Origin of the sequence: Pseudovibrio sp. Tun.PSC04-5.I4 (assembly GCF_900104145.1) — a bacterium.
GTDB lineage: Bacteria > Pseudomonadota > Alphaproteobacteria > Rhizobiales > Stappiaceae > Pseudovibrio.
The window spans coordinates 1776011-1798842 of sequence record NZ_FNLB01000006.1; the positions used below are offsets into that span (position 1 = coordinate 1776011).

At 49.8% G+C, this 22832-nt stretch carries 14 protein-coding genes; 8 read left to right on the top strand and 6 right to left on the bottom strand.

The features are described 5' to 3' along the window. Positions 1–30 precede the first annotated feature (30 nt). Positions 31–1254 (top strand): M23 family metallopeptidase, encoded by a 1224-nt coding sequence (locus tag BLS62_RS13305; protein WP_093181513.1) that lies wholly within the window; start codon positions 31–33, stop codon positions 1252–1254. Between the two features lie 73 nt (positions 1255–1327). Here the strand turns inward: BLS62_RS13305 and prfB are convergent. From prfB to BLS62_RS13320, 3 genes are all read right to left on the bottom strand, one after another. Continuing rightward, positions 1328–2459 (bottom strand): peptide chain release factor 2 gene (prfB, locus tag BLS62_RS13310; protein WP_102063728.1). Its coding sequence is split into 2 segments (ribosomal slippage): positions 1328–2389 and positions 2391–2459, totalling 1131 coding nucleotides; the frame shifts between segments, so codons are not numbered across the junction. Positions 2460–2609: 150 nt separating this feature from the next. Further along, complete coding sequence (locus tag BLS62_RS13315; protein WP_093181517.1) at positions 2610–5060, bottom strand: penicillin-binding protein 1A; 2451 nt, start codon at positions 5058–5060, stop codon at positions 2610–2612. Positions 5061–5341: 281 nt separating this feature from the next. Continuing rightward, positions 5342–6598, bottom strand: a complete 1257-nt coding sequence (locus BLS62_RS13320) for an N-acetylmuramoyl-L-alanine amidase (RefSeq protein WP_208990847.1) — start codon at positions 6596–6598, stop codon at positions 5342–5344. 805 nt (positions 6599–7403) lie between these two features. Here BLS62_RS13320 and BLS62_RS13325 point away from each other — a divergent pair. After that, positions 7404–10298, top strand: coding sequence for an Rne/Rng family ribonuclease (locus BLS62_RS13325; protein ID WP_093181522.1), 2895 nt, complete (start codon positions 7404–7406; stop codon positions 10296–10298). Between the two features lie 66 nt (positions 10299–10364). Here BLS62_RS13325 and BLS62_RS13330 read toward each other — a convergent pair whose 3' ends face one another. Continuing rightward, positions 10365–11513: a pyridoxal phosphate-dependent aminotransferase gene (locus BLS62_RS13330; RefSeq protein WP_208991164.1), complete on the bottom strand. Its 1149-nt coding sequence runs from the start codon at positions 11511–11513 to the stop codon at positions 10365–10367. A 180-nt stretch (positions 11514–11693) separates the two neighbouring features. Here BLS62_RS13330 and BLS62_RS13335 point away from each other — a divergent pair, with 180 nt between their 5' ends. The 5 genes from BLS62_RS13335 (at position 11694) to aat (ending at position 17009) form a co-directional block, all read left to right on the top strand. Then, on the top strand, positions 11694–13136 hold the full coding sequence (locus BLS62_RS13335) for a M48 family metalloprotease (RefSeq protein ID WP_093181527.1): 1443 nt from the start codon (positions 11694–11696) through the stop codon (positions 13134–13136). A gap of 57 nt (positions 13137–13193) precedes the next feature. Further along, a complete protein-coding gene (locus BLS62_RS13340) occupies positions 13194–13937 on the top strand; it encodes a DsbA family protein (RefSeq protein WP_093181529.1) in 744 nt (247 codons plus the stop codon). 526 nt (positions 13938–14463) lie between these two features. Then, positions 14464–14922: an acetyl-CoA carboxylase biotin carboxyl carrier protein gene (gene accB / locus BLS62_RS13345; RefSeq protein ID WP_093181531.1), complete on the top strand. Its 459-nt coding sequence runs from the start codon at positions 14464–14466 to the stop codon at positions 14920–14922. 14 nt (positions 14923–14936) lie between these two features. After that, entirely contained in the window at positions 14937–16304 is a 1368-nt protein-coding gene (gene accC, locus BLS62_RS13350; RefSeq protein WP_093181533.1) for an acetyl-CoA carboxylase biotin carboxylase subunit, read from the top strand. A gap of 33 nt (positions 16305–16337) precedes the next feature. Continuing rightward, a complete protein-coding gene (gene aat, locus BLS62_RS13355) occupies positions 16338–17009 on the top strand; it encodes a leucyl/phenylalanyl-tRNA--protein transferase (protein ID WP_093181535.1) in 672 nt (223 codons plus the stop codon). A 32-nt stretch (positions 17010–17041) separates the two neighbouring features. Here the strand turns inward: aat and BLS62_RS13360 are convergent, their stop codons facing one another. Then, a complete protein-coding gene (locus BLS62_RS13360) occupies positions 17042–17587 on the bottom strand; it encodes a DUF2155 domain-containing protein (RefSeq protein WP_093188891.1) in 546 nt (181 codons plus the stop codon). A 235-nt stretch (positions 17588–17822) separates the two neighbouring features. Between BLS62_RS13360 and BLS62_RS13365 the strand changes: the two genes are divergently transcribed. After that, on the top strand, positions 17823–19877 hold the full coding sequence (locus tag BLS62_RS13365; RefSeq protein WP_208990848.1) for a mechanosensitive ion channel family protein: 2055 nt from the start codon (positions 17823–17825) through the stop codon (positions 19875–19877). Between the two features lie 80 nt (positions 19878–19957). Here the strand turns inward: BLS62_RS13365 and BLS62_RS13370 are convergent, their stop codons facing one another. Then, positions 19958–22795, bottom strand: a complete 2838-nt coding sequence (locus BLS62_RS13370) for a valine--tRNA ligase (RefSeq protein ID WP_093181537.1) — start codon at positions 22793–22795, stop codon at positions 19958–19960. Positions 22796–22832: the final 37 nt, after the last annotated feature.

Consider the following 22832-nt stretch of genomic DNA (forward strand, 5'->3'; position numbering starts at 1 on the left):
AATTTCAATCGTTTGGAGTTAAGCGAACCTATGTGGTTCACGCGCGCCAAGTCCGAACTGCGCGCCATGCCCTCGCTGGTCTATTGGATCTCTGGAATAGCAGCCACGGCAGTTATATCCGCATTATTGGCAAGTAACTTTCAGCAATCACTCCATGAGCTTCGTCAAAACTCAAAGATATCCAGAGAAATTGCTCTCCGTGAAAACTACGAGAGCGAAATTCGGGATCTTAAATTTCAGCTTGGCGAACTGCGTGGCCGTCAGGATCTGGACGCGACCGGCTACGAAAGTGCGTCGCTCCAAAAGCAGAAGTTGACGCGGCAGTTTCAAGAGGTCGAGGCTCTTGTCGCACTCGCTCAAAGATCCAACCTCATTCTCTCTGTAATTCCACCCTCACCAAAGCGAAAACCTTCAGAAAACCCTGCTCTCGAACAATTGGTTGCAGCACTCTCTTATGCGCCTCAGCAAGGCCAGTCGAACACAATCAATATACTCGGAACTTTGTCCGGCCAACAACGGACCAAACAAGACTACGCATTGACAACAACATCCACGCTGTCAACCAGACAGCAGCAAGGCCAGCGTTTACTGACTGCCTATACCCAAGCCGCGCTGCAAGACATCAAAAGAGCAAATACACTTTTGAACAAAATCGGCGTGGCACAATCAGCACTTAATTTTCAACGAAACTTTGCAGGTGGCGCTTATCAAGAACTTCCCATCTCTGATTTAGACAGCAGTATGATGCTGGCCCGCCGCATTATCGAACAGCGAATAGAACTCGGTGCCATCGTAAATGCCCTGCCGTTTGCACGCCCGCTGGACAGCTTCTTGCCCTCAAGCTCATTTGGCCCGAGAACAGACCCATTCCTCGACAAACCCGCCATGCATACAGGCCTTGATTTCAGGGCACCCAGAGGAGCTCCGGTACGCGCAACCGGCTCCGGCATTGTCTTACTTGCTAAATACAATGGCGGTTATGGCCTGTCCGTGGAGATCCTACATGAAAATGGGCTGGTGACACGCTACGCCCACATGCAAAAGCTGCTCGTGAGCGAAGGTCAGAGAATACGTTCTGGTAACATGGTCGGCACGGTCGGGAACACAGGAAGATCAACAGGCCCTCACCTGCATTATGAAGTTCGTTTGAATGGGAAGCCTGTGAATCCAATGCGCTACATTCGAACAGGTGACCGGTTAGCTGCAATATTCCAACCCAAGCAGAACACGACACTTGCTCTGAAACTGCCATGAAACCGCATTGCATATGAAAAAGCCCTGAAATCAAATTTCAGGGCTTTAATTCTTTTAGGAAAGTGAACCTGAATTAATCCAGATCCTCCATCGAAGCAGGTGCATTCCCAAAGGCACGGTGTGCAAGCGTTGCTTCCATGAACTTATCCAGATCTCCATCCAGAACGTCCTGAGGTGCAGTACTTTCAATGCCAGTCCGCAAGTCTTTCACCAACTGGTAAGGCTGCAGAACGTAGGAGCGGATCTGGTGTCCCCAACCGATATCGGATTTGGACGCAGCATCCTTGCTGGCCAGCTCTTCGCGGCGCTGCAATTCAGCTTCATACATGCGCGCCCGAAGCATATCCCAGGCAGTTGCACGGTTTTTATGCTGAGAACGTTCATTCTGACACTGAACCACAATACCTGTCGGCTTATGGGTGATACGAACAGCGGAGTCAGTGGTATTCACGTGCTGACCACCAGCGCCTGATGCGCGGTAAGTATCAATACGGCAATCACTCTCGTTAATCTCAATATTGATACTGTCATCAATAGCGGGATACACCCAAATAGATGCAAACGAGGTGTGTCGGCGGGCATTGGAATCATATGGCGAGATACGAACGAGACGGTGAACACCGGCTTCCGTTTTCATCCAACCATAAGCGTTTTCACCCTTGATCAGCAAAGTAGCAGACTTGATGCCAGCTTCTTCACCATCATTGTATTCCATCAGCTCAACTTTGTAGCCATGCTGTTCGCCCCAACGGCGATACATGCGCAGCAACATGCTGGCCCAGTCCTGACTTTCTGTACCACCTGCACCGGAGTTGATCTCGATATAAGTGTCGTTGCCATCGGCCTCGCCAGAAAGAAGCGATTGAAGCTGCAGTTTATTGACCTGCTTAAGCATGACTCTTAGAGCGTTCTCAGCTTCCTCAACGACAGAGCGATCATCCTCCATCTCGCCCATTTCAATCAATTCTTGATTGTCGACGGAATCCTGCTCAAGTTTTCGAACACCAGAAATACTGTCATCCAGTTGCTGACGTTCACGCATTAGCTTCTGCGCATTCGACGGATCATTCCAAAGGTTAGGGTCCTCGGAAAGAGCGTTGAGTTCATCTAAACGGACAAGTGCAGTGTCCCAGTCAAAGATGCCTCCTCAGCAGGCTTATAGCCTGCTTGATTTCGTCGACGATGGCCTCCATTTCGGCGCGCATCGGGTACCTCACTTTTTTGAAAATAAGTTTGCAGTCAATACTGCAGTGCTGGGATGCGAACATAATCGCACCTTTGAGTTTCCGCAATCTGTGAAGCTACAGAAACTGTGGGCTGGTTATGTGAGAAACATAACCAGCCCATTCAATTGTTTAATAAAGGCCACCCGTACCAGACATAACCGCTCGCCCGGCTTCCGGGGAGATGTCCTGACGAACACCAATCTCATCCTGGAAGCCAATGATCGAGTAACTGTCTGGCGGAGATGTCCCAGGTTTGAACGCCTCCAGGATTGTGCCTGGAGCTCCTGCACTGGCCCGCAACCCAGTACGGCGGTTGATAGAGAGCAGATTCAAACCATTGGGAACGCGAAACTCCAATGGAGGATCATCTTTCAAAGCATCCTTCATGAACGCTGTAAAGATCGGCGCAGCGACCTGACCGCCCGTTGCACCGCGACCCATTTTGCGTGGCGTATCATAACCCACGAACACACCAACCGTAAGTTCAGGAGTAAAGCCAACAAACCATGCATCACGCTCATCATTTGTTGTGCCGGTTTTACCTGCAACAGGACGTCCAACCGCTTTTACACTGGTTGCCGTACCACGTTGCACCACTCCCTCCATCATAGAGGTGATTTGGTAAGCAGTCATAGGGTCCAGAACCTGCTCACGTGTATCAATCAAAACCGGTTCTGGCTGAGAGCCCCACTGATTTTCACTACAGGTGTTACAAACAAGCTGGTCGTTCTGATAAATAGTTTCGCCATAGCGGTTTTGAATGCGGTCAATCAATGTTGGTGTCACTCGGCGCCCGCCATTAGCCATCATGGAATAAGCCGTTGTCATCCGCATAACAGTCGTTTCCCCGGCACCAAGAGCCATGGAAAGAACCGGCATCATATTATCATCGATACCAAAGCTACGCGCATATTCAGCAACAAGGTCCATACCCATATCATCCGCAAGGCGAACCGTCATCACGTTACGAGACAGCTCAATACCTGTGCGAAGGGTTGATGGGCCGTAGTATTTGCCGCCATAGTTTTGCGGTCTCCATACACCTTGCCCGCCAGCTTGCTCAAGCTCAAATGGCGCATCAAGAACAACCGAGGAAGGTGTATAACCGTTATCCAAAGCCGCCGCATATACAAATGGTTTAAACACAGATCCTGGCTGACGCCATGCTTGCGTTGCCCGGTTAAACTGGCTCTCGGCGTAACTGAACCCGCCGATCAACGCGAGAACGCGACCAGTATTGGGATCCATAGCAACAAGCGCACCAGACACTTCCGGTACCTGCCGAAGCTCATATTTACCGCTTTTCAGTCGCTGTACATAAACAACATCACCAGAATTCAATATTTCCTGAACATTACGCGGCGAACGTCCATTGACCCGCGCCCATTTCATGTCGCTCAGGCTTAGGTCAGCACGTACGCGTTCAGTTGAAAGTTTGCGGTTTGCAAGACGTTCTGGACGAAGGCCAACAACAGCTTTTTGATTGCTGACAGAAAGCACAACCGCGCTCTTCCACTCAGGCACATCATTCAGGGTTTTCACCTTGTAGAGGGCTGGCCCCCAGTCGCTAGATGTAATCTCAACCTTGCCAATCGGGCCCCGCCATTTGCCGCGTTTGCGATCAAAATTAATCAACCCGTCCATCAACGCCTTACGAGCTTTCTTTTGCATGGCAGGGTCAAGGGACGTTCGAACGGAAAACCCGTCTTCATAAAGCTTCTCTTCACCGTACTGAGCTGCAAGCTTGCGGCGTACCGCCTCAGAGAAATACTCGGCGCCTTTAACAAGGTTTCCAGTAGGGCGAAGCTTAACGTTAAGTGGTTTGGCTTTCGCTTCAATGCCTTCTTGAACGGATGCGTAACCATTCTCAACCATACGGTCGATAACCCAGTTACGGCGTTCAATCGCCCGATCCCGGTAACGATAAGGATGATAGTTAGACGGGCCTTTAGGTACGGCAGCAAGATAAGCGATTTCCTCAAGTGCCAACTCATGAACTGATTTATCAAAGAGGATCAAAGAGGCTGCGCCAACACCATAAGCACCAACACCCAGATAAATCTCGTTAAGATAAAGCTCAAGAATTTCATCCTTGGTAAATGCCTGTTCGATACGAAGAGAAAGGAGAGCCTCCTTGATCTTACGCTCGTATTTCTGCTCACCCGTCAAAAGGAAGTTTTTTGCCACCTGCTGTGTAATGGTAGACGCACCAACAAGTCGGCGTCCGGTTCCACTGTTGCGCAGGTTCGTAACAAGCGCACGCCCAATACCCCAGGGATCAATGCCCATGTGGTCGTAGAAGTTTTTATCTTCGGCCGAAATGAAGGCTTGCTTCAGGCGATCCGGAATTGCTTGAATAGGGATAAACAAACGACGCTCGCGCGCAAACTCATACATGAGATTTCCGTCAGCAGCGTGCACACGAGTCATGACAGGCGGCTCGTAATTTTTCAGCGCAGTATAATCTGGCAAATCCTTGGTTATATCATTGAGATAAATCCACAGACCTGCGGCTGCAATCAGCCCCAAACCAACTGAAATCCCAAAGAGATATCCAATGAACTTCAAAAATAATCTCATATTCGGGCTCGTCTACTTTCCCGCTAAGAATGATCAGGTTGCAATATCAGCAAACTAAAACTGATATCAAACGCAGTTCCTGCTGTATTTCCCTTTTTAGGTCAAGTGGTCTTGCCCTTAAGAAGTACAGCAACTCCCAATCTAAACTTCACCTGTTACTGTTTGGCACCCAATCGCTTTTCATTATGGCAAAGCTGAGGCAAGGATTAGTCCTTATCAAGCGCCAGCTGTGACACATACGTACTTTCCGCAAAGCATTCAAAAACGATTCCACCAAACGGTTATTGCCGTGCAATTTTCGCCCGAAAGAAACTGTTCGTCGATTGAACAATCGCATCCGACACACGCTCCCGCCATTCATCAGAGCCTAACATTTTCTCATCCAGATTATTGGAAAGAAATCCAAGCTCGATCAACACCGAAGGAACATCGTGACTTTTAAGCACTTGAAATCCCGCTGAGCGAAGGGGATTTTTGATGACTGTTGTGGCGCTTTTAAGTTCTTCAACAACCAGCCGCGCAAAATGTATCGAAAAGTTCTTTGTTTCGCGGCGGGTTAGTTCTACCAAAATATCCGTAACTTCCTCTGGTTCATCAGAAAAATCGACACCACCAATCACATCAGAGTAGTTCTCGCGCTTCGCCAGAGCAGCAGCCATACGATCCGAGGCACGCTCAGAAAGTGTGTAAATTGAGGCGCCTCGAGTGGTTTCAGCACCCGCTGTAATCGAATCGGCATGAATGGAAATGAACAGATCAGCTCCATTCTCCCGGGCGAGTGTGGTCCTATTTCCCAAAGAGATAAAACGATCTTCTTCTCGGGTAAGATAGACCTGATAGTAACCAAGTTTTTCCAGTTTCCGTTTTAAAAACTGCCCAAAATTGAGGACGATGGCCTTCTCCAAAGTGCCATTGCTGCCAACAGCACCAGAATCGACACCACCATGTCCTGGGTCAATCACAATCACAGGCAAGTTGCTCTTGGCCGCTTTAACTTCCGGCTTCACATCCGTCTTGGATGACACAGAAGCCGTAGCTCCAACAGGAACAGAATGCGTTACGGTTTTCCCAATAGCTGCATCGAATGCACCCTCTGACGATTCTATGAGGTCAATCACCAATCGGGTGGGCTGGTCTTGAACGCCCGGCAACAGGAAAGTCTTGTCCAGCGCCACTGCGGAGTTGAGATCCAGAACCACCCGGGATCGCCCTTTGGAGATCGCTCCATAACGCCAAGACCGAACCAGACCTCGCCCCTTCGGCAAAAATCCATCAGGGAACTCAAAAGCAACGGATGGTAAGTCGATGACCAGCCTGTAGGGATGAGAAAGAAACGACAGGTTGTAACCCACCTCACCGTTCATATCCAAAATGAAGCGCGTCCTCGCCAGATCTCCGGCCACCCGTGCGTCAGACACCACAGAAACGGCCTGTTGCGCACGAGCAGCATTCGATGCAAGCGCAAACATGGAGAATGAAAACGCAATCCAGCAAACGCTGAGAACCCAGAACCGGAAAACAAGACTGACACGACCCAATTCTTCACTCCTCAGCACAAATTTTGTCAATTTAGTTTAAATCAAGTTGAACGATTAAATGACGATTAAACGAAAGTCACCCCGCCAAACCTATCATTAAGCACTGATTAACAACTGCAGCTTTGGTATGAACACTTCGTCAGATGGATTTTCCCAGCCTTGCCAAGTGTCTCGTTGGATCGTAAAAGGTTTATATGGACTTCGATTTGGAATTGTACTTCTAAGTGGCGAGCCATATTTTTTGAGGCTGTTTTCCTGAGATTTTCACAGTTTTTGAACTGCTCGGAACGCTTCAAATACGAATATGTGCTTTCTCTACCGTTTCCGGTTTGTTGATGTGGATGCGGTATAAACCAATTAGAATTGCATTCTGTTCGAGAACCAAGACAGAGTTTTGCCGTAACATTTGTGTTTACGGCGGGTTGTGAACAGATTTTCTGTTGCTTTGGATAAACATTTTATCCCCGAAATACCGGAGAGATAAAACAGTCTGGCGCAGGTACTGAAGTTTACAAAGGAAGCCTTGTGAGCAAGAGTTTCCAGTTTGAAAGCATACCGCCTCACGGCGGCCAAGAGAGATCATTAAAGGCGAACGGTTTGTCAAAGCTACGCGCAAATACAAATGAACACTTAGTAAGAAGCGGTGCGCCGACGTGTCTGTCGGCCCCTTCTTATCGTGTTCATGCGCGTCACCGCCTCGTTTTTTCTACCAACAACATACACAACAAGTCGACCAACCTGACGATGTTTACATCTCAGCGCCACTCGCGCCGTCTTCAGGGTTTGGTCCTAAGGAAATCACTAGATGGCAAACAAGATGCTGATAGATGCGACCCACCCGGAGGAAACCCGGGTTACGGTCGTGCGTGGGAATCGGGTTGAGGAATTTGATTTTGAGGCAGCTAACAGAAAACAGCTGCGCGGAAACATTTACTTGGCGAAAGTCACAAGAGTAGAACCATCCCTTCAGGCGGCATTCGTCGAATACGGCGGCAACCGACACGGGTTCCTCGCATTCAGCGAAATCCACCCAGACTATTATCAGCTTCCGAAAGAAGATCGCGAAGCACTTGAAGCTCAGCTTGCTGCTGAAGCCGCTTCAAACCAACGTGAGCGTGACCGCAGAGAACGAGAAGAAGCAAAACGCGAAGCTGCGATTCAAAAAGCTGCTGCAGCAAAAGCTGCGGAAGCTTCTGAGGACGTTGTTGCTGAGCTCATTGAGGCAGAAACAAGCGCACTTGAGGCTGAGCACGAAGCTGAAGCACTTGCCAATATGGACGCTCCGTTCCAGGACGACAGCGTCGAAGATATTCAGGAAGACGCTTCAGATGAAGCTACTCCTGCAAAAACTACGGCTGTTAAAACTGTGGCTCCTGCTGTGAAAGCAGAAGCAGTTGCAAACACAGAAGAACCTGACCAGTTTGAAAGCGTGGGAAATGAAGACGCACAGGAAGAACTTCCTGAGCGCCCTCGTCGTCTGCGTGACAACTACAAAATTCAGGAAGTCATTAAACGCCGTCAGCTTCTGCTGGTTCAGGTTGTAAAAGAAGAGCGCGGAAACAAAGGCGCTGCTCTGACCACCTACCTGTCTCTCGCGGGCCGTTATTCTGTTTTGATGCCAAACACAGATCGTGGCGGCGGGATCTCCCGTAAAATCACAAAACCGACTGACCGTAAGCGTCTGAAGCAAGTTGCTGGTGACCTGGATGTGCCGAACGGCATGGGCGTTATCCTGCGCACCGCAGGCGCAAGCAGAACCAAAGCCGAGATCAAGCGTGATTTCGAATACCTTCTGCGCCTTTGGGAAAACGTCAGAGAGCTTACCCTTGATTCTGCAGCCCCTACCCTCGTTTACGAGGAAGGCAGCCTGATCAAACGCTCTATCCGCGATCTGTACAACAAAGACATCGACCAGGTGATGGTTGCTGGCGAAGAAGGCTACCGTGAAGCAAAAGACTTCATGCGTATGCTGATGCCTAGCCATTCCAAGAATGTACAGCCGTACCGCGAAGCCACACCGATCTTTACTCGTTTTGGCGTCGAAGCCCAATTGGATGCAATGTTCTCACCGCAAGTAACTCTAAAATCTGGCGGGTACATTGTCATCAACCAGACCGAAGCTCTGGTCGCGATTGATGTTAACTCCGGTAAAGCAACCCGCGAACAGAACATTGAAGACACCGCTCAGGCCACAAACCTTGAAGCTGCGGAAGAGATCGCTCGCCAACTCCGTCTTCGTGATCTGGCTGGTCTTGTCGTTATCGATTTCATCGATATGGAAGAGAACCGCAACAACCGCGCAGTTGAACGCCGTCTGAAGGAATGCCTCAAGTCTGATCGCGCACGCATTCAGGTTGGTCGCATCTCCCATTTCGGTCTTCTGGAAATGTCTCGTCAGCGTATTCGTACCGGCGTTCTGGAAAGCTCATCCGTTGTATGTCCACACTGTCACGGTTCAGGGATCGTTCGTTCTGTTGAATCAGTTGCGCTACACATCCTCCGCTCATTGGAAGATCAGCTGCTGCGCGGCTCCTCACACAATTTGAGCTTGAACACGCCGAATGAAGTGGCGATGTACATTTTGAACCAGAAACGTCATCATCTGATGGATCTGGAACGGCGCTTTGGTCTAGAGATCACCATCCTTGGTGATGACACCGTGACCGACCTGCACTTTACGCTTGAGCGTGGCGAGCTTGCGACACCAAGCGAACGCACCCAGCCACTATCTGCAACAGTCCAGCCTGATACGATCTACCCTGCTGAAGAGGAAGAAGAAGACGAGATCGAAGAAGTAGAAGACGAGATCGTTGAAAACCAAGCCGAAATTGTAGAGATTGTAGAAGACAAAAAATCAGAAGACGAAGATGATGAGGACGGGAATGACCGTCGCCGTCGCCGTCGTCGTCGTCGTCGCCGGACCAGCAACGACCGCAATGAGACTGAACAGAAAGACGAGCCAGAAGCGACTGAAGAACAGCCAGCTACAGAAGAAGCTGCCTCTGAAGAAACCGTTGCTGAAGGTCCAACTGCAGAAGAGCTGGAAGACGAAGAAGATCGTCGTCGCAAGCGCCGTCGTGGCCGTCGCGGTGGTCGTCGCTCGCGTCGCAGAAATCCTGATGAAGAGAATGCAGAGGGTTCAGACGAATCTGAAGACAATGCAGACGATCAGGAAGCTGAAACGCCAAAAGCTGCTGCTGCGGAGGAAACTCCTGCTGAAGTGACGAAGGCAGAAGCACCTGCTCCAGTTACTCCAAGTGAAACACCTGTAGCAGTTGTTGAGCCTGCACCAGAAAAAACTGCGGCTCCCGCTCCTGAGGTTCAAGTTGAAAAAGCACCTGTAAAAGCTACTCAGCCTGAGAAAAAACAGGAAGAAGCTCCAGCAAAACCTGCTGTAGAAAGCAAGCCGGTTGCTCCGATCGAAGCACCGAAGCCAACCGCTGAACCTGTGAAAGTATCGGCTCCAGAGCCTGTTGCCGAACCTGTAAAAGCTGCCGCTCCAGAACCAAAGAAAGAAGCGCCTGCAACTGTTCAGGATGATGCTGAAGTCATTACTCAAAAAGCTCCAGCCAACCCAGAGACATCAACCAAGCCAGTTGTTACATCACACAAAGTGGTGAAGGGTGAAACTGTTGCGGTCAAAGGTGAAGAAGAATCTCCGCGCCGCACCGGTTGGTGGCAGCGTCGTTCTTTCTTCTAAGACAAGCTGTTTAGAACAATAAAAAGGCCCGCTCATATGAGCGGGCCTTTTTCGTTTCATGACGAACTACTTCAACCAGTGTTTCAAGCGATCAACAGCAAGTTTGACAACATCTTCCTGCCCTGCAAAAGAAAATCGAATAAATTGATGCCCGCGCGTCAGATCAAAATCCGCACCCGGTGTCGCGGCAATGTGTATTTCGGCAAGCATCCGTTGACAAAACTCCATCGAGTCATTGGTCAACTTGGTGACACCAGCGTACACATAAAACGCCCCATCAACCGGCAGCACATCAAAACCAAGTTGCGGAAGGTGCTCCAACAAGATCTCGCGATTGGCCGCATATCCCGCCTTTATCCGCTCGTAATCCTCTGAGGCATCAAAAGCCGCTGCCGCAGTCACTTGCGCCAGCTCAGGCGGCGAGATGTAAAGACTTTGCGCAATCCGCTCAACGGGCCGAACCAGCACCTCGGGTAAAACCATCCAGCCAATACGCCAGCCCGTCATGCAGTAGTACTTGGAGAAGCTATTGACGATAATTGCCTTGTCTGTAAATCGGAGCGCAGTCTCCTCCTCCATATCATAGGCAAGCCCATGATAAATCTCGTCTGAGATAAACCAGAGATCCAGTACGTCACACGCTACAACCAGCTCCTTCAATGCCTGCGGCGACATCATTGTCCCTGTAGGGTTGGCAGGGCTGGCCACCAACACACCCTTCAACGGCTTCTCCCGATGCGCTTTTTCCAGTAACTCCGGCGTCAATGACCAGCGCGTCTCAGGTCCAACCTCAATCTCCACACACTCCAGTCCCAACACCTCAATAATATTGCGATAAGCTGGATATCCGGGAGATGTAATTGCAATCCGATCACCAGGATCGAATCCCGCTAGAAAAGCCAGATTAAATCCAGCTGACGAGCCTGTAGTTGCAAAGATTCGCTCAACAGGAACCTCTAGTCCGAAATTTCGCTGATAGTACCGCGAAATACTCTGCTTTAGCTTAGGAATGCCTTGAGCTTCTGTGTAACCCAATCGCCCTGAAGATAAGTGTTCGTGAGCGACGCGCAATACAGAGTCAGGGATTGGAGCCCCAGGTTGTCCAACTTCCATATGTAAGACGTGCTCACCCGACTGCTCCAATTTATTTGCAGCATTCAACACTTCCATAGCTTGAAAAGGCAGGACCTCACTACGTTTTGATCCAGTTAATATTGACAATCATACCCCCTATTATTTCTTCTTCTGTGCGTCTGTGCTTTACTTTTTTGGGCAATCCTAGCAAATTTGCCTAATAACTGCCTAGGTTGGGTGGTTAAGGCTTATTTGAAAGTCTATGTAGTACTTTAAGTGCGAACCGCTCTGCGCCTGCCAAGCCAATCAAGGGGACTTGACGTGCAAATTAGAAACTGTGCTATGAACCGTGTGTTTCTTCCAATCAAAACACAAGCGAAAACAATCGCGCGCCACTTTCTTGTAACTGCGACCGCACTTTCACTTATTGTACCTAGCGCGGCTATCACGCCAGCTCAAGCTCAACAAAAGAAAGGCCTCCCGCTCGTTCGCGATGCAGAGGCCGAAGATTTGATGCGTGAGTACGCTAAACCAATTTTTCGGGCCGCCGGTCTTCCAGCCGGCCAAGTCGAAATTATCCTCGTCAATGACAAGAGCTTCAATGCGTTTGTTCCAGACAGCCGGAGGATGTTCATCAACCTCGGTGTGATCATGCAAGCGAAAACACCGAGCGAAGTCATCGGCGTTATCGCGCACGAAACCGGTCACATTGCCGGTAATCACCTTGTGCGTATGCGCCAGGCTGCAGCCAACGCACAGATCATGTCGGTCATTGGTATGATTATCGGCGCAGGCGCAATGGCAGCTGGCGCTTCAACGGGCAACAGCTCAATCGCACGTGGCGGCGCAGCTGCTGCCATGGGTGGCGGGGCCCTGGGCCAACGCAGCTTCCTGTCCTATAGGCGCTCAGAAGAATCAGCGGCTGACCAAGCTGCCCTGCGCTATCTTAACCGCGTTGGTGTGACTGCCAAAGGTATGCTGACAACCTTTGAGCGCATGGCCGATCAAGCCCTCTTCTCCGCTCGTTATGTCGACCCCTACGCCCTAAGCCACCCAATGCCTCGCGCGCGTTTTAACGCTTTGCAGACCAAGGCTCAAAAGGGTAAGTACTTCGACAAGGCCGATTCAAAACAGCTGCAACTGAAGCATGACATGGTCAAAGCAAAGCTTTTAGCCTTCACCAGTCATAAGAACACAGTTTATCGCGCCTACCCGGAAAAAGACAAAAGCCTGCCAGCGCAGTATGCCCGCGCAATTGCAAGCATGCGCTCCGAAAGACCGGCAAAGGCTGTCAAAAAAATTGACGCATTGATCGCCAAGATTCCAAATTATCCGTATTTTTATGAAATCAAGGGCCAGGCATTGCTTGAAGGTGGCAAACCAAAATCGTCTATTGCTCCCTTCCGGAAAGCTCTTTCCCTCTACCCCGGCAACCCGCAGTTTGAAATATGGCTTGGGTTCGCCATGGTTGCATCAAACGACAAAAAACATCTAAAGGAAGCCAAAAAGATCCTTAGCAGCGCCCTGCGAAAAGACAAATATTCCATGACTGGATATTCGCAACTCGCCATTGCAAATGCGCGCTTGGGAGATATTGCAGGAGCAGATTTGGCGACCGCTCAAAGTCATATGGCACGTGGAGATACCCGCAATGCACAACGCTATGCGAAGCGTGCTCAAAAAAAGTTGAAGGTTGGCTCGCCTGCTTGGCAACAAGCTGATGATATACTGTCAGTCAAAGTGTTCCAGGGAGCACGTCGTTAAAGCGAAAAGATCGAGCCAAAATACCAATAAAGCCCAAACAGGGCCACAGGAGACGTCATGATTAAGTTTATTCGCCGTGCTGCTATTACATGCGCAGCGACACTGGCCCTGCTGCCAGCAACATTTTCGGCGCAGGCAGAAACGGTGAACCGTGCTGAAGTCGAAACAATCATCAAGGAATATTTGGTTGCGAACCCGGAAATCGTTTTGGAAGCTCTTCAGGAGTTGGATAAACGCCGTGTTGCAGATGAGGAAACCGCACGTAAGTCCTCAATTTCAGGTCTCTCTGATGAAATCTACAACAGCGAAAACCAAGTCGTTCTGGGCAACCCGGATGGCGACGTCACTCTGGTTGAACTGTTTGACTATAACTGTGGGTACTGCAAACGCGCTCTTTCCGACCTTATCCGTTTGATTGACGAAGACAAAAACCTCCGTGTGGTTCTGAAAGAATTCCCTGTTCTTGGCAAACCATCTCAGGAAGCTGCACGCGTCGCCATCGCTGTTGCAGAAGTTGCTCCTGAGAAATACGAGGACTTCCACCTTGCTATGCTCGGCCAACCAGGTCGCGCTAATCTGGCCAGTAGCCTGAAAGTAGCAAAAGATCTTGGCATCTCTGATGCTGATCTGGAAAAATCCATGAAGTCAGATCGCGCGGCAGTTACTTTCCAGGAAGTTTTCTCTATTGCTGAACAGCTTGGCATCACTGGCACACCTTCATACATCCTGGGCGATGAAGTGATTGTAGGTGCAGTTGGATACGACACATTAAAGGAAAAAATTGCAGCTGAGCGCGAATAACATAGCTGCAATACAGCAATTCAACGCATTTTGGGTTGCTTTACCCTTAAGAACTTAAATCAGAGCGGACAAAGGCCTTTTCCTTAGTCCGCTCTGATCATATAAGAAGACCAGTTGATGTTTATCTGGCTGATTTTACTTTACCATTACGTCAAGTGAACAGCGCCCATTGCACTGAGAATTTGAGTTCGAATTGGGTACGTATACGCAATTTCATTTGCGTACTTTTGAGTAAATCAGAGGGAACGTTGCCCTTTTGCGCGGATAAACACGATATTGCCTTATGCGCAGCTTAGGCACAGCGGATGCATACTTTTTGAAAGTCCGCATCTCGCAAATAGAGAATTAATGGCTATCTGAGCAGGACATAGTTGACTGCTTACATAGTTCATTCAGTCAGAAGATCCTGAGTTTGCTCTGAGCAAAAGGATTTTCGCAGATAATTGACGGCCAACCTTGCTGCAAAATCGCGTTGGGGGCCAAACCGAAAGCACCTGATTGAAATCAGGGCATTTCGAACTGGACGATGAAAACGATGACGAAAGAAACTAAGTTTGATCAGGAACTGATCCGTCAGCTCGCAACTTTGCTGGACGAAACAAACCTGACCGAAATCGAAGTGGAACACAAAGACCTCCGCGTTCGTGTCGCTCGTCAGATGACATTCAGCGCAGCAGCACCGGCTCCAGTTGCCGCTCCTGTACCGGCTGCTCCTGTAGAAATTGCGGTCTCTGCTGACCCTGCGTCTCATCCAGGTGCTGTGACCTCCCCGATGGTTGGTACCGCTTACCTTGCTGCTGAACCTGGCGCTGCAAACTTTATTGAAATTGGCAAGTCCATCAAAAAGGGTGACACGATCCTGATTGTGGAAGCTATGAAAACAATGAACCAGATCCCTGCACCAAAATCTGGTACAGTTTCTGCCATTCTGGTTGACGATGGTCAGCCGGTTGAATTTGGTGAACCACTCATCATCATCGAATGACAGGCGAAATCCCTATGTTCTCAAAGATCCTCATCGCAAACCGCGGCGAGATCGCACTCCGCATCCTTCGGGCCTGTAAAGAGCTTGGCATTCGCACTGTAGCGGTCCACTCTACTGCCGACGAAGATGCAATGCATGTGCGTCTTGCTGACGAAAGTGTTTGTATCGGTCCCCCTGTTGCGCGTGACAGTTACCTCAACATTCCGCAGATTCTGGCTGCCTGTGAAATCACTGGCGCCGATGCGGTACACCCGGGGTACGGGTTCCTCTCTGAGAATGCCCGCTTTGCGGAAATTCTTGAGGCGCACGGCATTACCTTCATCGGCCCAACTTCTGAGCACATCCGTGTGATGGGCGATAAGATTCAGGCCAAGATCACGGCGATCGAACTGGGCATTCCAGTTGTACCAGGGTCCGATGGCGGCATTACCCCCGAAGACGACGTCCACGCTATTGCCAACGAGGTCGGGTATCCGGTTCTTGTAAAGGCTGCAGCAGGCGGCGGGGGCCGCGGTATGAAAGTCGCTCTAACAGCTGCTGACCTCGACGTAGCCATCTCTACAGCCCGTTCAGAATCCAAAGCTGCCTTTGGTGATGACGCTCTGTACATGGAAAAGTACCTTAGCAAACCTCGCCACATTGAGGTGCAGGTCCTTGGTGACGGTCAAGGCAACGCGGTTCACCTTGGTGAACGCGACTGTTCCTTGCAGCGTCGCCATCAGAAGGTTTTCGAAGAGTGTCCATCCCCTGCTCTGAATGAAGAGCAGCGTCATGAAATCGGCGAAATTTGTGCTGACGCCATGCGCAAGCTCAAGTATCGTGGCGCAGGCACCATCGAATTTCTCTATGAAAACAACGAGTTTTATTTCATCGAAATGAACACTCGTTTGCAGGTGGAACATCCTGTAACTGAAATGGTAACTGGCATTGACCTCGTGATCGAACAGATCCGTATCGCTGCCGGCGCAACCCTTTCAATGAGTCAGGAAGATGTACGCTTCACAGGTCACTCCATTGAGTGTCGCATCAACGCGGAACACCCACTGACCTTCGCACCGTCTCCGGGCACGATCACATACTACCACCCACCGGGTGGTTTGGGCGTGCGTGTGGATTCTGGCGTTTATCAGGGCTACAAAGTTCCTCCACACTATGACAGTCTGATCGGTAAGCTCATCGTTCATGGCCGCACGCGTGTGGAATGTATGATGCGCCTGCGCCGTGCTCTCAGCGAATTCGTGGTTGATGGTATCAACACAACGGTTCCGCTGTTCACAGAACTTCTCGACAATCAGGATATCGCCAATGGCGCCTATGATATTCATTGGTTGGAGAAATTCTTGGAAACGCACATCGCAGCACAGAACTCAGAGAAAAACTGAGGAGATCAGTAGAGGAGCAATGACAGTTCCAGCATGGACTTAGAGATTACACCACAAATTCTGCTCAAGGCATATGCTTGTGGCATCTTTCCAATGGCTGAGACTGCGCACTCTCCTGAACTTTTCTGGATAGATCCCGAGCGGCGAGGTATCTTGCCGCTCGACTCATTTCATATCCCTAAGCGACTCTCACGGACGGTTCGCTCAGATCTCTATACAATCCGCGCATCGCGTGATTTTAACTCCATCATTTCCCTCTGCGCCACCACCACTTCAATACGCAAAGAAACATGGATCAACCCTGAAATCAGAAAGCTTTACACGGAGCTTTTTGAAATGGGGTATTGCCATACTATTGAAGTTTATAACGATGCTAAGGAGCTCGTGGGCGGCCTTTATGGTGTTTCCTTGGGCGGAGCATTCTTCGGGGAAAGCATGTTCTCACGAGCGCGAGACGCATCCAAAGTGGCACTTGTCCATCTTTACGCTCGTCTTCTCTATGGAAATTACAAGTTGCTAGATGCTCAATTCGTGACCGAGCACTTGGAGCAGTTTGGAGCTACTGAAGTTCTTAAGCAGGATTACAACACCTTGCTTGACGATGCGCTCACCGTACATGGAGATTTCAACGCACTCCCGCAAGACACGTCCGGCAAACGAATACTGGAAATAATTGCGGAGCTGCGCCCAGCAGCTCAGGCGTAATTAAGATGATTCACGCCGCAAAACAGTCAGTTTTACTGCAGTTTAGCTAGAACTTTTGGCCGGGGAAGCGGAATTTCGCCGGACGCCACAAAATCATCGCCAGCAAGGTCATCAGTTTCCGCAACAATATCAACCGCAGGGCCAGCATATCCTTCAGGCTGCGGCACTGAAGTCGATTTCCTGCAGTTAATCAACCAGATATCATAAACACTGTGCTCAACCGCGTTTACGCCAGGGTTAGATGCAAACATCCAACCACTAAAGATGCGACGCACTTTGCTATCAAGCGTCAACTCATCTACTTCAATAAACGCAGTGGTTTGTGCAGCTTCTGTCAGGGGGCGGGAGTTACAAACGCGCGGTGTCACTTGCAAGGCGCCAAATTGCACTGTTTCATCAATGTACACGTCAAACGTGGTGATCCGGCCTGTAATTTTATCGAGCCCTTTGAAGACAGCAACAGGGTTTTTGACTGGCGTCTGAGCCTGAGCAGGCACCGAAAAAGCTGCTCCGCTTATGAGTGTAGCAAGTGCGCAAAATGCGACACGCCCCAAATATTTACGCATTGTGAAACCCATAAAACCTTCCGGCAGCAATTGATTCATAAGCCCAAGCAGGTATGGGCTTAGCATTGGAATGCCGCTGGGAAAAGGCCAGAACGAGGCAAACAGACGGCAATCGCCGAGGAATCTCAGCTAACCCACAAGCGTTGCTCAGAAGTCACGGTTTATCCGACAAATACCCTGTGAATTTTACTCAAATCACATCCCCTTCTTTCTCGAAATCCTTCAGTGTCGCTGTTTTTATAGGAGGATGAACGAGTTAGCATCCAAGATAATCAAACCAATGCCGCAGCTCCAATCATCCATAAATGGCTCTTATGTCGCTCTGGATGCAATCACTGGGCCGATCAAACATCCGTTTCTTCTCTGCGTTTATCGTTCATTTTTTGCGGTTTTTTGCGTTCTTATGTTCCTCACAGCCTCGCCAGAGGCTGAATCCCAGACACTCTACAAAAAATACATAAAGCAGCAACAGAAGGAGATTTTGAAACCTCCCACTGAAAAACCAGACATCGCATACGATGAAAGTAACATGCCTGAGAGCCTGCGCATGCCAGCAATGCCACTCATGGCATTTGATGCACAAGACCTGATCAGCTTGTTCCCTTTAGCGCCAGCAGATACCAGCTCTCCCAGAGCCACTCTGCAGAGCTTTCTGGACATAATGACAGAATCAAATCACCTGATTTTGGATGCTTATGACGAAAACACCGGGATGGGTGCATTCTCTATGGAAACGTTGGGCATGGGGAAAAACCATGACCGTATTCAAGAAAAAATCCATTTTGCTGAAATTCTCATTGAACGGGCCAGAGGCTGTTTCAATCTCACAGGCCTGCCTAGCGCTACGCGTAAGCAAACATCGCTGGAACTGGCACTGCAACTCAAGGAGATACTGGATCGAATTCCTCTGCCTCCCCTTGACGATATCCCTGGTGCACCTGCAGGCAGCTACGATTTTAATCAGCCCGGCTTGGAAGATAATTGGACGATCCCCTTCACCCAAATTACCATCTCAAGAGTATTGGAAGGTTCCAATCAAGGGGAGTACCTCTTCTCACAGGAGACAGTAGATCGCATTCCTCAGTTCTATGAGGATGTGAAGGTCTTGCCTTCCCGCTCTCCCCTGAACAAAGACCTCTATCATTTTTATGCATCCAGCGCAGGACAGCTCCTGCCGCCTACTTGGTTTTCAATCATAGAAGAACAACCCGCGTGGATGCTGGATTTATATTATGGTCAGGCAGTCTGGCAATGGATCGCCCTGCTCGTTGTAACGGCCTTTGTCTTCATGGTTTTGATTGTATTCGTCTATCGTATGCGGCGCGCAACCCGATCAAGCAATCCAGTTCTGCGGCAATTTACCAGCATCCTAATTTCAAGCAGTCTCGTTGCCGCCCTCTTATTTCTGCGTTACCTCGCCGATATACAAATCAACATCGGCGGACAAGTATTACAGGTTTACGATCTAACCATAGAGACCTTGGTCTGGATCGGATCAGCAGTCGTCATTTATAAAACGATCCGGTTGTTTAGCGAAATTGCATTTGCTCGCAATCACACCGACACATCCATTGATAGAAGCATCATTCGCACAGCGACACAATTTCTCGCCATTTTATGTGCAATGATATTGCTCACATACGGCGCAACCCGATTGAACATTCCGCTTTACGGTATCATCGCCGGTATCAGTGTTGGCGGTCTTGCTGTCGCTCTCGCGGCCCAGCCCACATTTGAAAACCTGATTGGTGGGCTTATTCTTTACGCAGATGGTATCCTACGCGTCGGCGATTTTTGCGAGTTCAACAACATCCGCGGCCACGTAGTAACGATCGGTATGCGGTCCACCCGCATCAGAACCAAAGACAGAACTCTGGTCACTATTCCAAATGCAGACCTTGTGAAAATGAACTTCAAAAACTTCACCCTGAAAGATCATTTTCGCGTTGTTCAACGATTTTCACTGAAACACGACACCACCGCAAAACAACTCCAGCGGGTTATCTCAAAGATCAAAATATTATTGGCAGAATATCCACTCACACTGCCAAATACCTCCAAAGTCCTTTTGGAGGAAATCGACGACAATGGTTTTTCCATTCTTATAGAAAACGGTGTCAAAGCCACTCAGCGAGATGAGTATCTAGAAATTCAGGAAGATATCCTGATCAAGGTTCTTGAGCTCATCAACGAAGAGAATGTTAAAGTCGCCCACCCGTTTGTCACCAATTATACCGAGAACGCCAGCTCAACCCTCGCCAAAAAAGGCGATGGCAAAAAATCCAAACCCAAGCGAAGCTAAAACAGCTAGGTCCTTAGCTAAATAAAAAACGCGACCCCGAAGAGCCGCGTTTCATATAGTTTGCGATCATAAAGAATACTTTAGCCCAAAGCTGCCAAACGTTCCAGAGCGGCTTCAACCTTCACTTTGCGGTCAGACAGCTCAGCCACTTTTTCTTTTTCAGCTGCAACAATGTCTTCTGGAGCTTTCGCCAGAAAACGCTCATTCTCAAGCTTCTTGGAGATTTTGGTCACTTCACCAACGATCTTGTCCAGAGATTTTCCAAGGCGAGCCTTCTCAGCATCCAGATCGATAACACCAGCAAGCGGCAAACAAACGGTCGCTTCACCAACCACAATCTGAGCAGACCCCTGCGGGATCTCATCAGCTGTTGCCACGCTCTCAGCTCGTGCGTTCTTGATGATAGCAGCCTCATTAAGACCAAGGCGGGCCTTGGTTTGCTCAGAGGCACCACACAGAACAACAGGAACCTTCGCACCAGCAGGAACATTCATTTCTGAACGTACTGAACGGATCTGAATGATCAGATCAATCAACCAGTTGATTTCCGCAGCAGCATCAGTGTCCTCGCCGATTGGCGTTGGCCAGGAGGAAAGCGCCAGCAGCTTCTCGCGCTTGTTCTCACCATCTTCAACCGTGCGGGTCCAGAGTTCTTCCGTAATGAACGGCATGAACGGATGTAAAAGCTTCAGAATTTCATCACGCGCCCAAGCGGTGGTCGCACGAACTTCCTCTTTTGCACCTTCATCATCGGCGTAGAAGATCGGCTTGGTCAGCTCAACGTACCAGTCACAGAACGTATTCCAGACGAAGCGATAAGCACCACTCGCCGCATCATTAAAGCGGTAGGTATCAATTGCCTCGGAAACTTCGCGGATAGCGCGGCTTGTCTCAGTCACAATCCAACGGTTCACAGTCTGCTTCACAAGCGCAGGGTCAAAGCCGTCTACAGCATGACACTCGTTCATTTCCGCAAAGCGGCAAACATTCCAAAGCTTGGTTGCAAAGTTACGGTACCCTGCAACGCGAGAGGTTGAAAGTTTGATATCCCGGCCCTGAGCAGCCATTGCTGCCAGTGTAAAGCGCAATGCATCAGCACTGTACTCTTCAATCAGCGCCAGCGGATCAATCACGTTGCCCTTGGACTTGGACATCTTCGCGCCCTTCTCGTCGCGGACGAGGGCGTGAATGTAAACCGTGTCGAATGGCTCGGTCTTCATGTAATGGTTGCCCATCATCATCATCCGGGCAACCCAGAAGAAGATGATATCAAAACCAGTTACCAGAACAGATGTTGGGTAGTAGCGTGCAAGCTCAGATGTCTTATCCGGCCAACCAAGCGTTGAGAACGGCCATAGAGCTGATGAGAACCATGTATCCAACACATCTTCATCGCGGTACATCGCAACGAAGTCACTGGCTCCAGCTTCATGAGCGGCCAGAGCATCGTTTTGCTCCATAAGCTTCACTGGTTTGCCATAGAACTTGGATGCCGCTGCAAGCGCTTCTTCTTCGCTCTTTTCAACGAAGAATTTGCCGTCCAGTCCGTACCATGCAGGAATACGATGGCCCCACCACAACTGACGGGAAATACACCACGGCTGAATGTTATTCATCCACTCGTAGTATGTCTTATCCCAGTTGGCAGGAACGAATTTGGTACGCCCTTCACGAACAGAGGCAATAGCAGGCTTTGCCATGGTCTTGGCGTCAACATACCACTGATCAGTCAGCATAGGCTCGATTGGAACACCGCCGCGGTCTCCATGCGGAACCATGTTTGTGTGTTCAACAACCTCATCCAGCAGACCAAGCTCGTCCAGCATGGAAACAATCAGCTTCCGTGCTTTGAAGCGCTCAACACCTTCGAGGGTATCCAGCGTCTTCGTCAGCTCGGCAGTCATCTCCAGACCATCAAGAAACCCTTCTGCTTCACGCAGAACGATATTTGCCTCACGGTCCATGATGGAGATCTGTGGGAGTTTGTGGCGCTTACCAATGTCAAAATCGTTAAAATCGTGCGCAGGCGTCACTTTCATAGCGCCCGTACCGGTTTCAAGATCAACATAATCATCGGCAATAATTGGAACGCGGCGCCCAACCAACGGAAGGATAATGGCTTTGCCCTGCAACGCTTTAAAGCGCTCATCGTCAGGGTGAACAATAACAGCCGTATCACCAAGCATGGTTTCCGGGCGTGTCGTTGCAATAACAATGTAATCGCGTGTCTCGAATTCGGTCGCCTTACCGTCTTCATCAAACGCAACAGGATGCTGGTAGGTGGTACCATCGGCAAGCGGGTAGCGGAAATGCCACATGTTGCCCTGCATTTCCTTCTGTTCAACTTCCAGATCAGAAATAGCAGTCAGCAGCTTAGGATCCCAGTTCACAAGACGTTTGTCTTTGTAAATCAGATCCTCTTTGTAAAGCGAAACAAAGACTTCCAGAACGGCTTTGGACAGCCCCTCATCCATGGTGAAGCGTTCGCGGGACCAGTCACAGGACGCACCAAGGCGCTTGAGCTGGTTAAAGATCATCCCGCCGGATTCACCCTTCCACTTCCAAATGCGCTCAACAAAAGCTTCACGGCCCATGTCGCGGCGCGTAACATTACCACCATCAGCAGCCAGCTGACGTTCAACAACCATCTGGGTCGCAATACCTGCGTGATCCATACCGGGCTGCCAAAGAACGTCGCGACCGCGCATGCGCTGATAACGAACCATGATATCCTGAAGCGTGTTATTCAGCGCATGGCCCATATGCAATGAGCCGGTCACGTTTGGCGGCGGAATCACGATTGAGTAAGTCGCGGCACCATCTTCTGCACCCGCGCCTGCCTTAAAGGCTTCAGCCTGTTCCCAAGCCTCGTAAATCCGCGGCTCAACAGAGGCCGCCTCATATGTTTTATCCAGCATACCTAAAGTCTTCCACTTGTGGAGTTTGCTTGGTGTA

Bases quoted from the DNA above. Each gene is read 5' to 3' on its own strand.
- BLS62_RS13325 (WP_093181522.1), top strand. From the start codon at position 7,404: ATGGCAAACAAGATGCTGATAGATGCGACCCACCCGGAGGAAACCCGG.
- BLS62_RS13315 (WP_093181517.1), bottom strand. From the start codon at position 5,060: ATGAGATTATTTTTGAAGTTCATTGGATATCTCTTTGGGATTTCAGTT.
- BLS62_RS13360 (WP_093188891.1), bottom strand. From the start codon at position 17,587: ATGGGTTTCACAATGCGTAAATATTTGGGGCGTGTCGCATTTTGCGCA.
- BLS62_RS13305 (WP_093181513.1), top strand. From the start codon at position 31: ATGTGGTTCACGCGCGCCAAGTCCGAACTGCGCGCCATGCCCTCGCTG.
- BLS62_RS13340 (WP_093181529.1), top strand. From the start codon at position 13,194: ATGATTAAGTTTATTCGCCGTGCTGCTATTACATGCGCAGCGACACTG.
- accB (WP_093181531.1), top strand. From the start codon at position 14,464: ATGAAAACGATGACGAAAGAAACTAAGTTTGATCAGGAACTGATCCGT.
- accC (WP_093181533.1), top strand. From the start codon at position 14,937: ATGTTCTCAAAGATCCTCATCGCAAACCGCGGCGAGATCGCACTCCGC.
- aat (WP_093181535.1), top strand. From the start codon at position 16,338: ATGGACTTAGAGATTACACCACAAATTCTGCTCAAGGCATATGCTTGT.
- BLS62_RS13365 (WP_208990848.1), top strand. From the start codon at position 17,823: ATGAACGAGTTAGCATCCAAGATAATCAAACCAATGCCGCAGCTCCAA.
- BLS62_RS13370 (WP_093181537.1), bottom strand. From the start codon at position 22,795: ATGCTGGATAAAACATATGAGGCGGCCTCTGTTGAGCCGCGGATTTAC.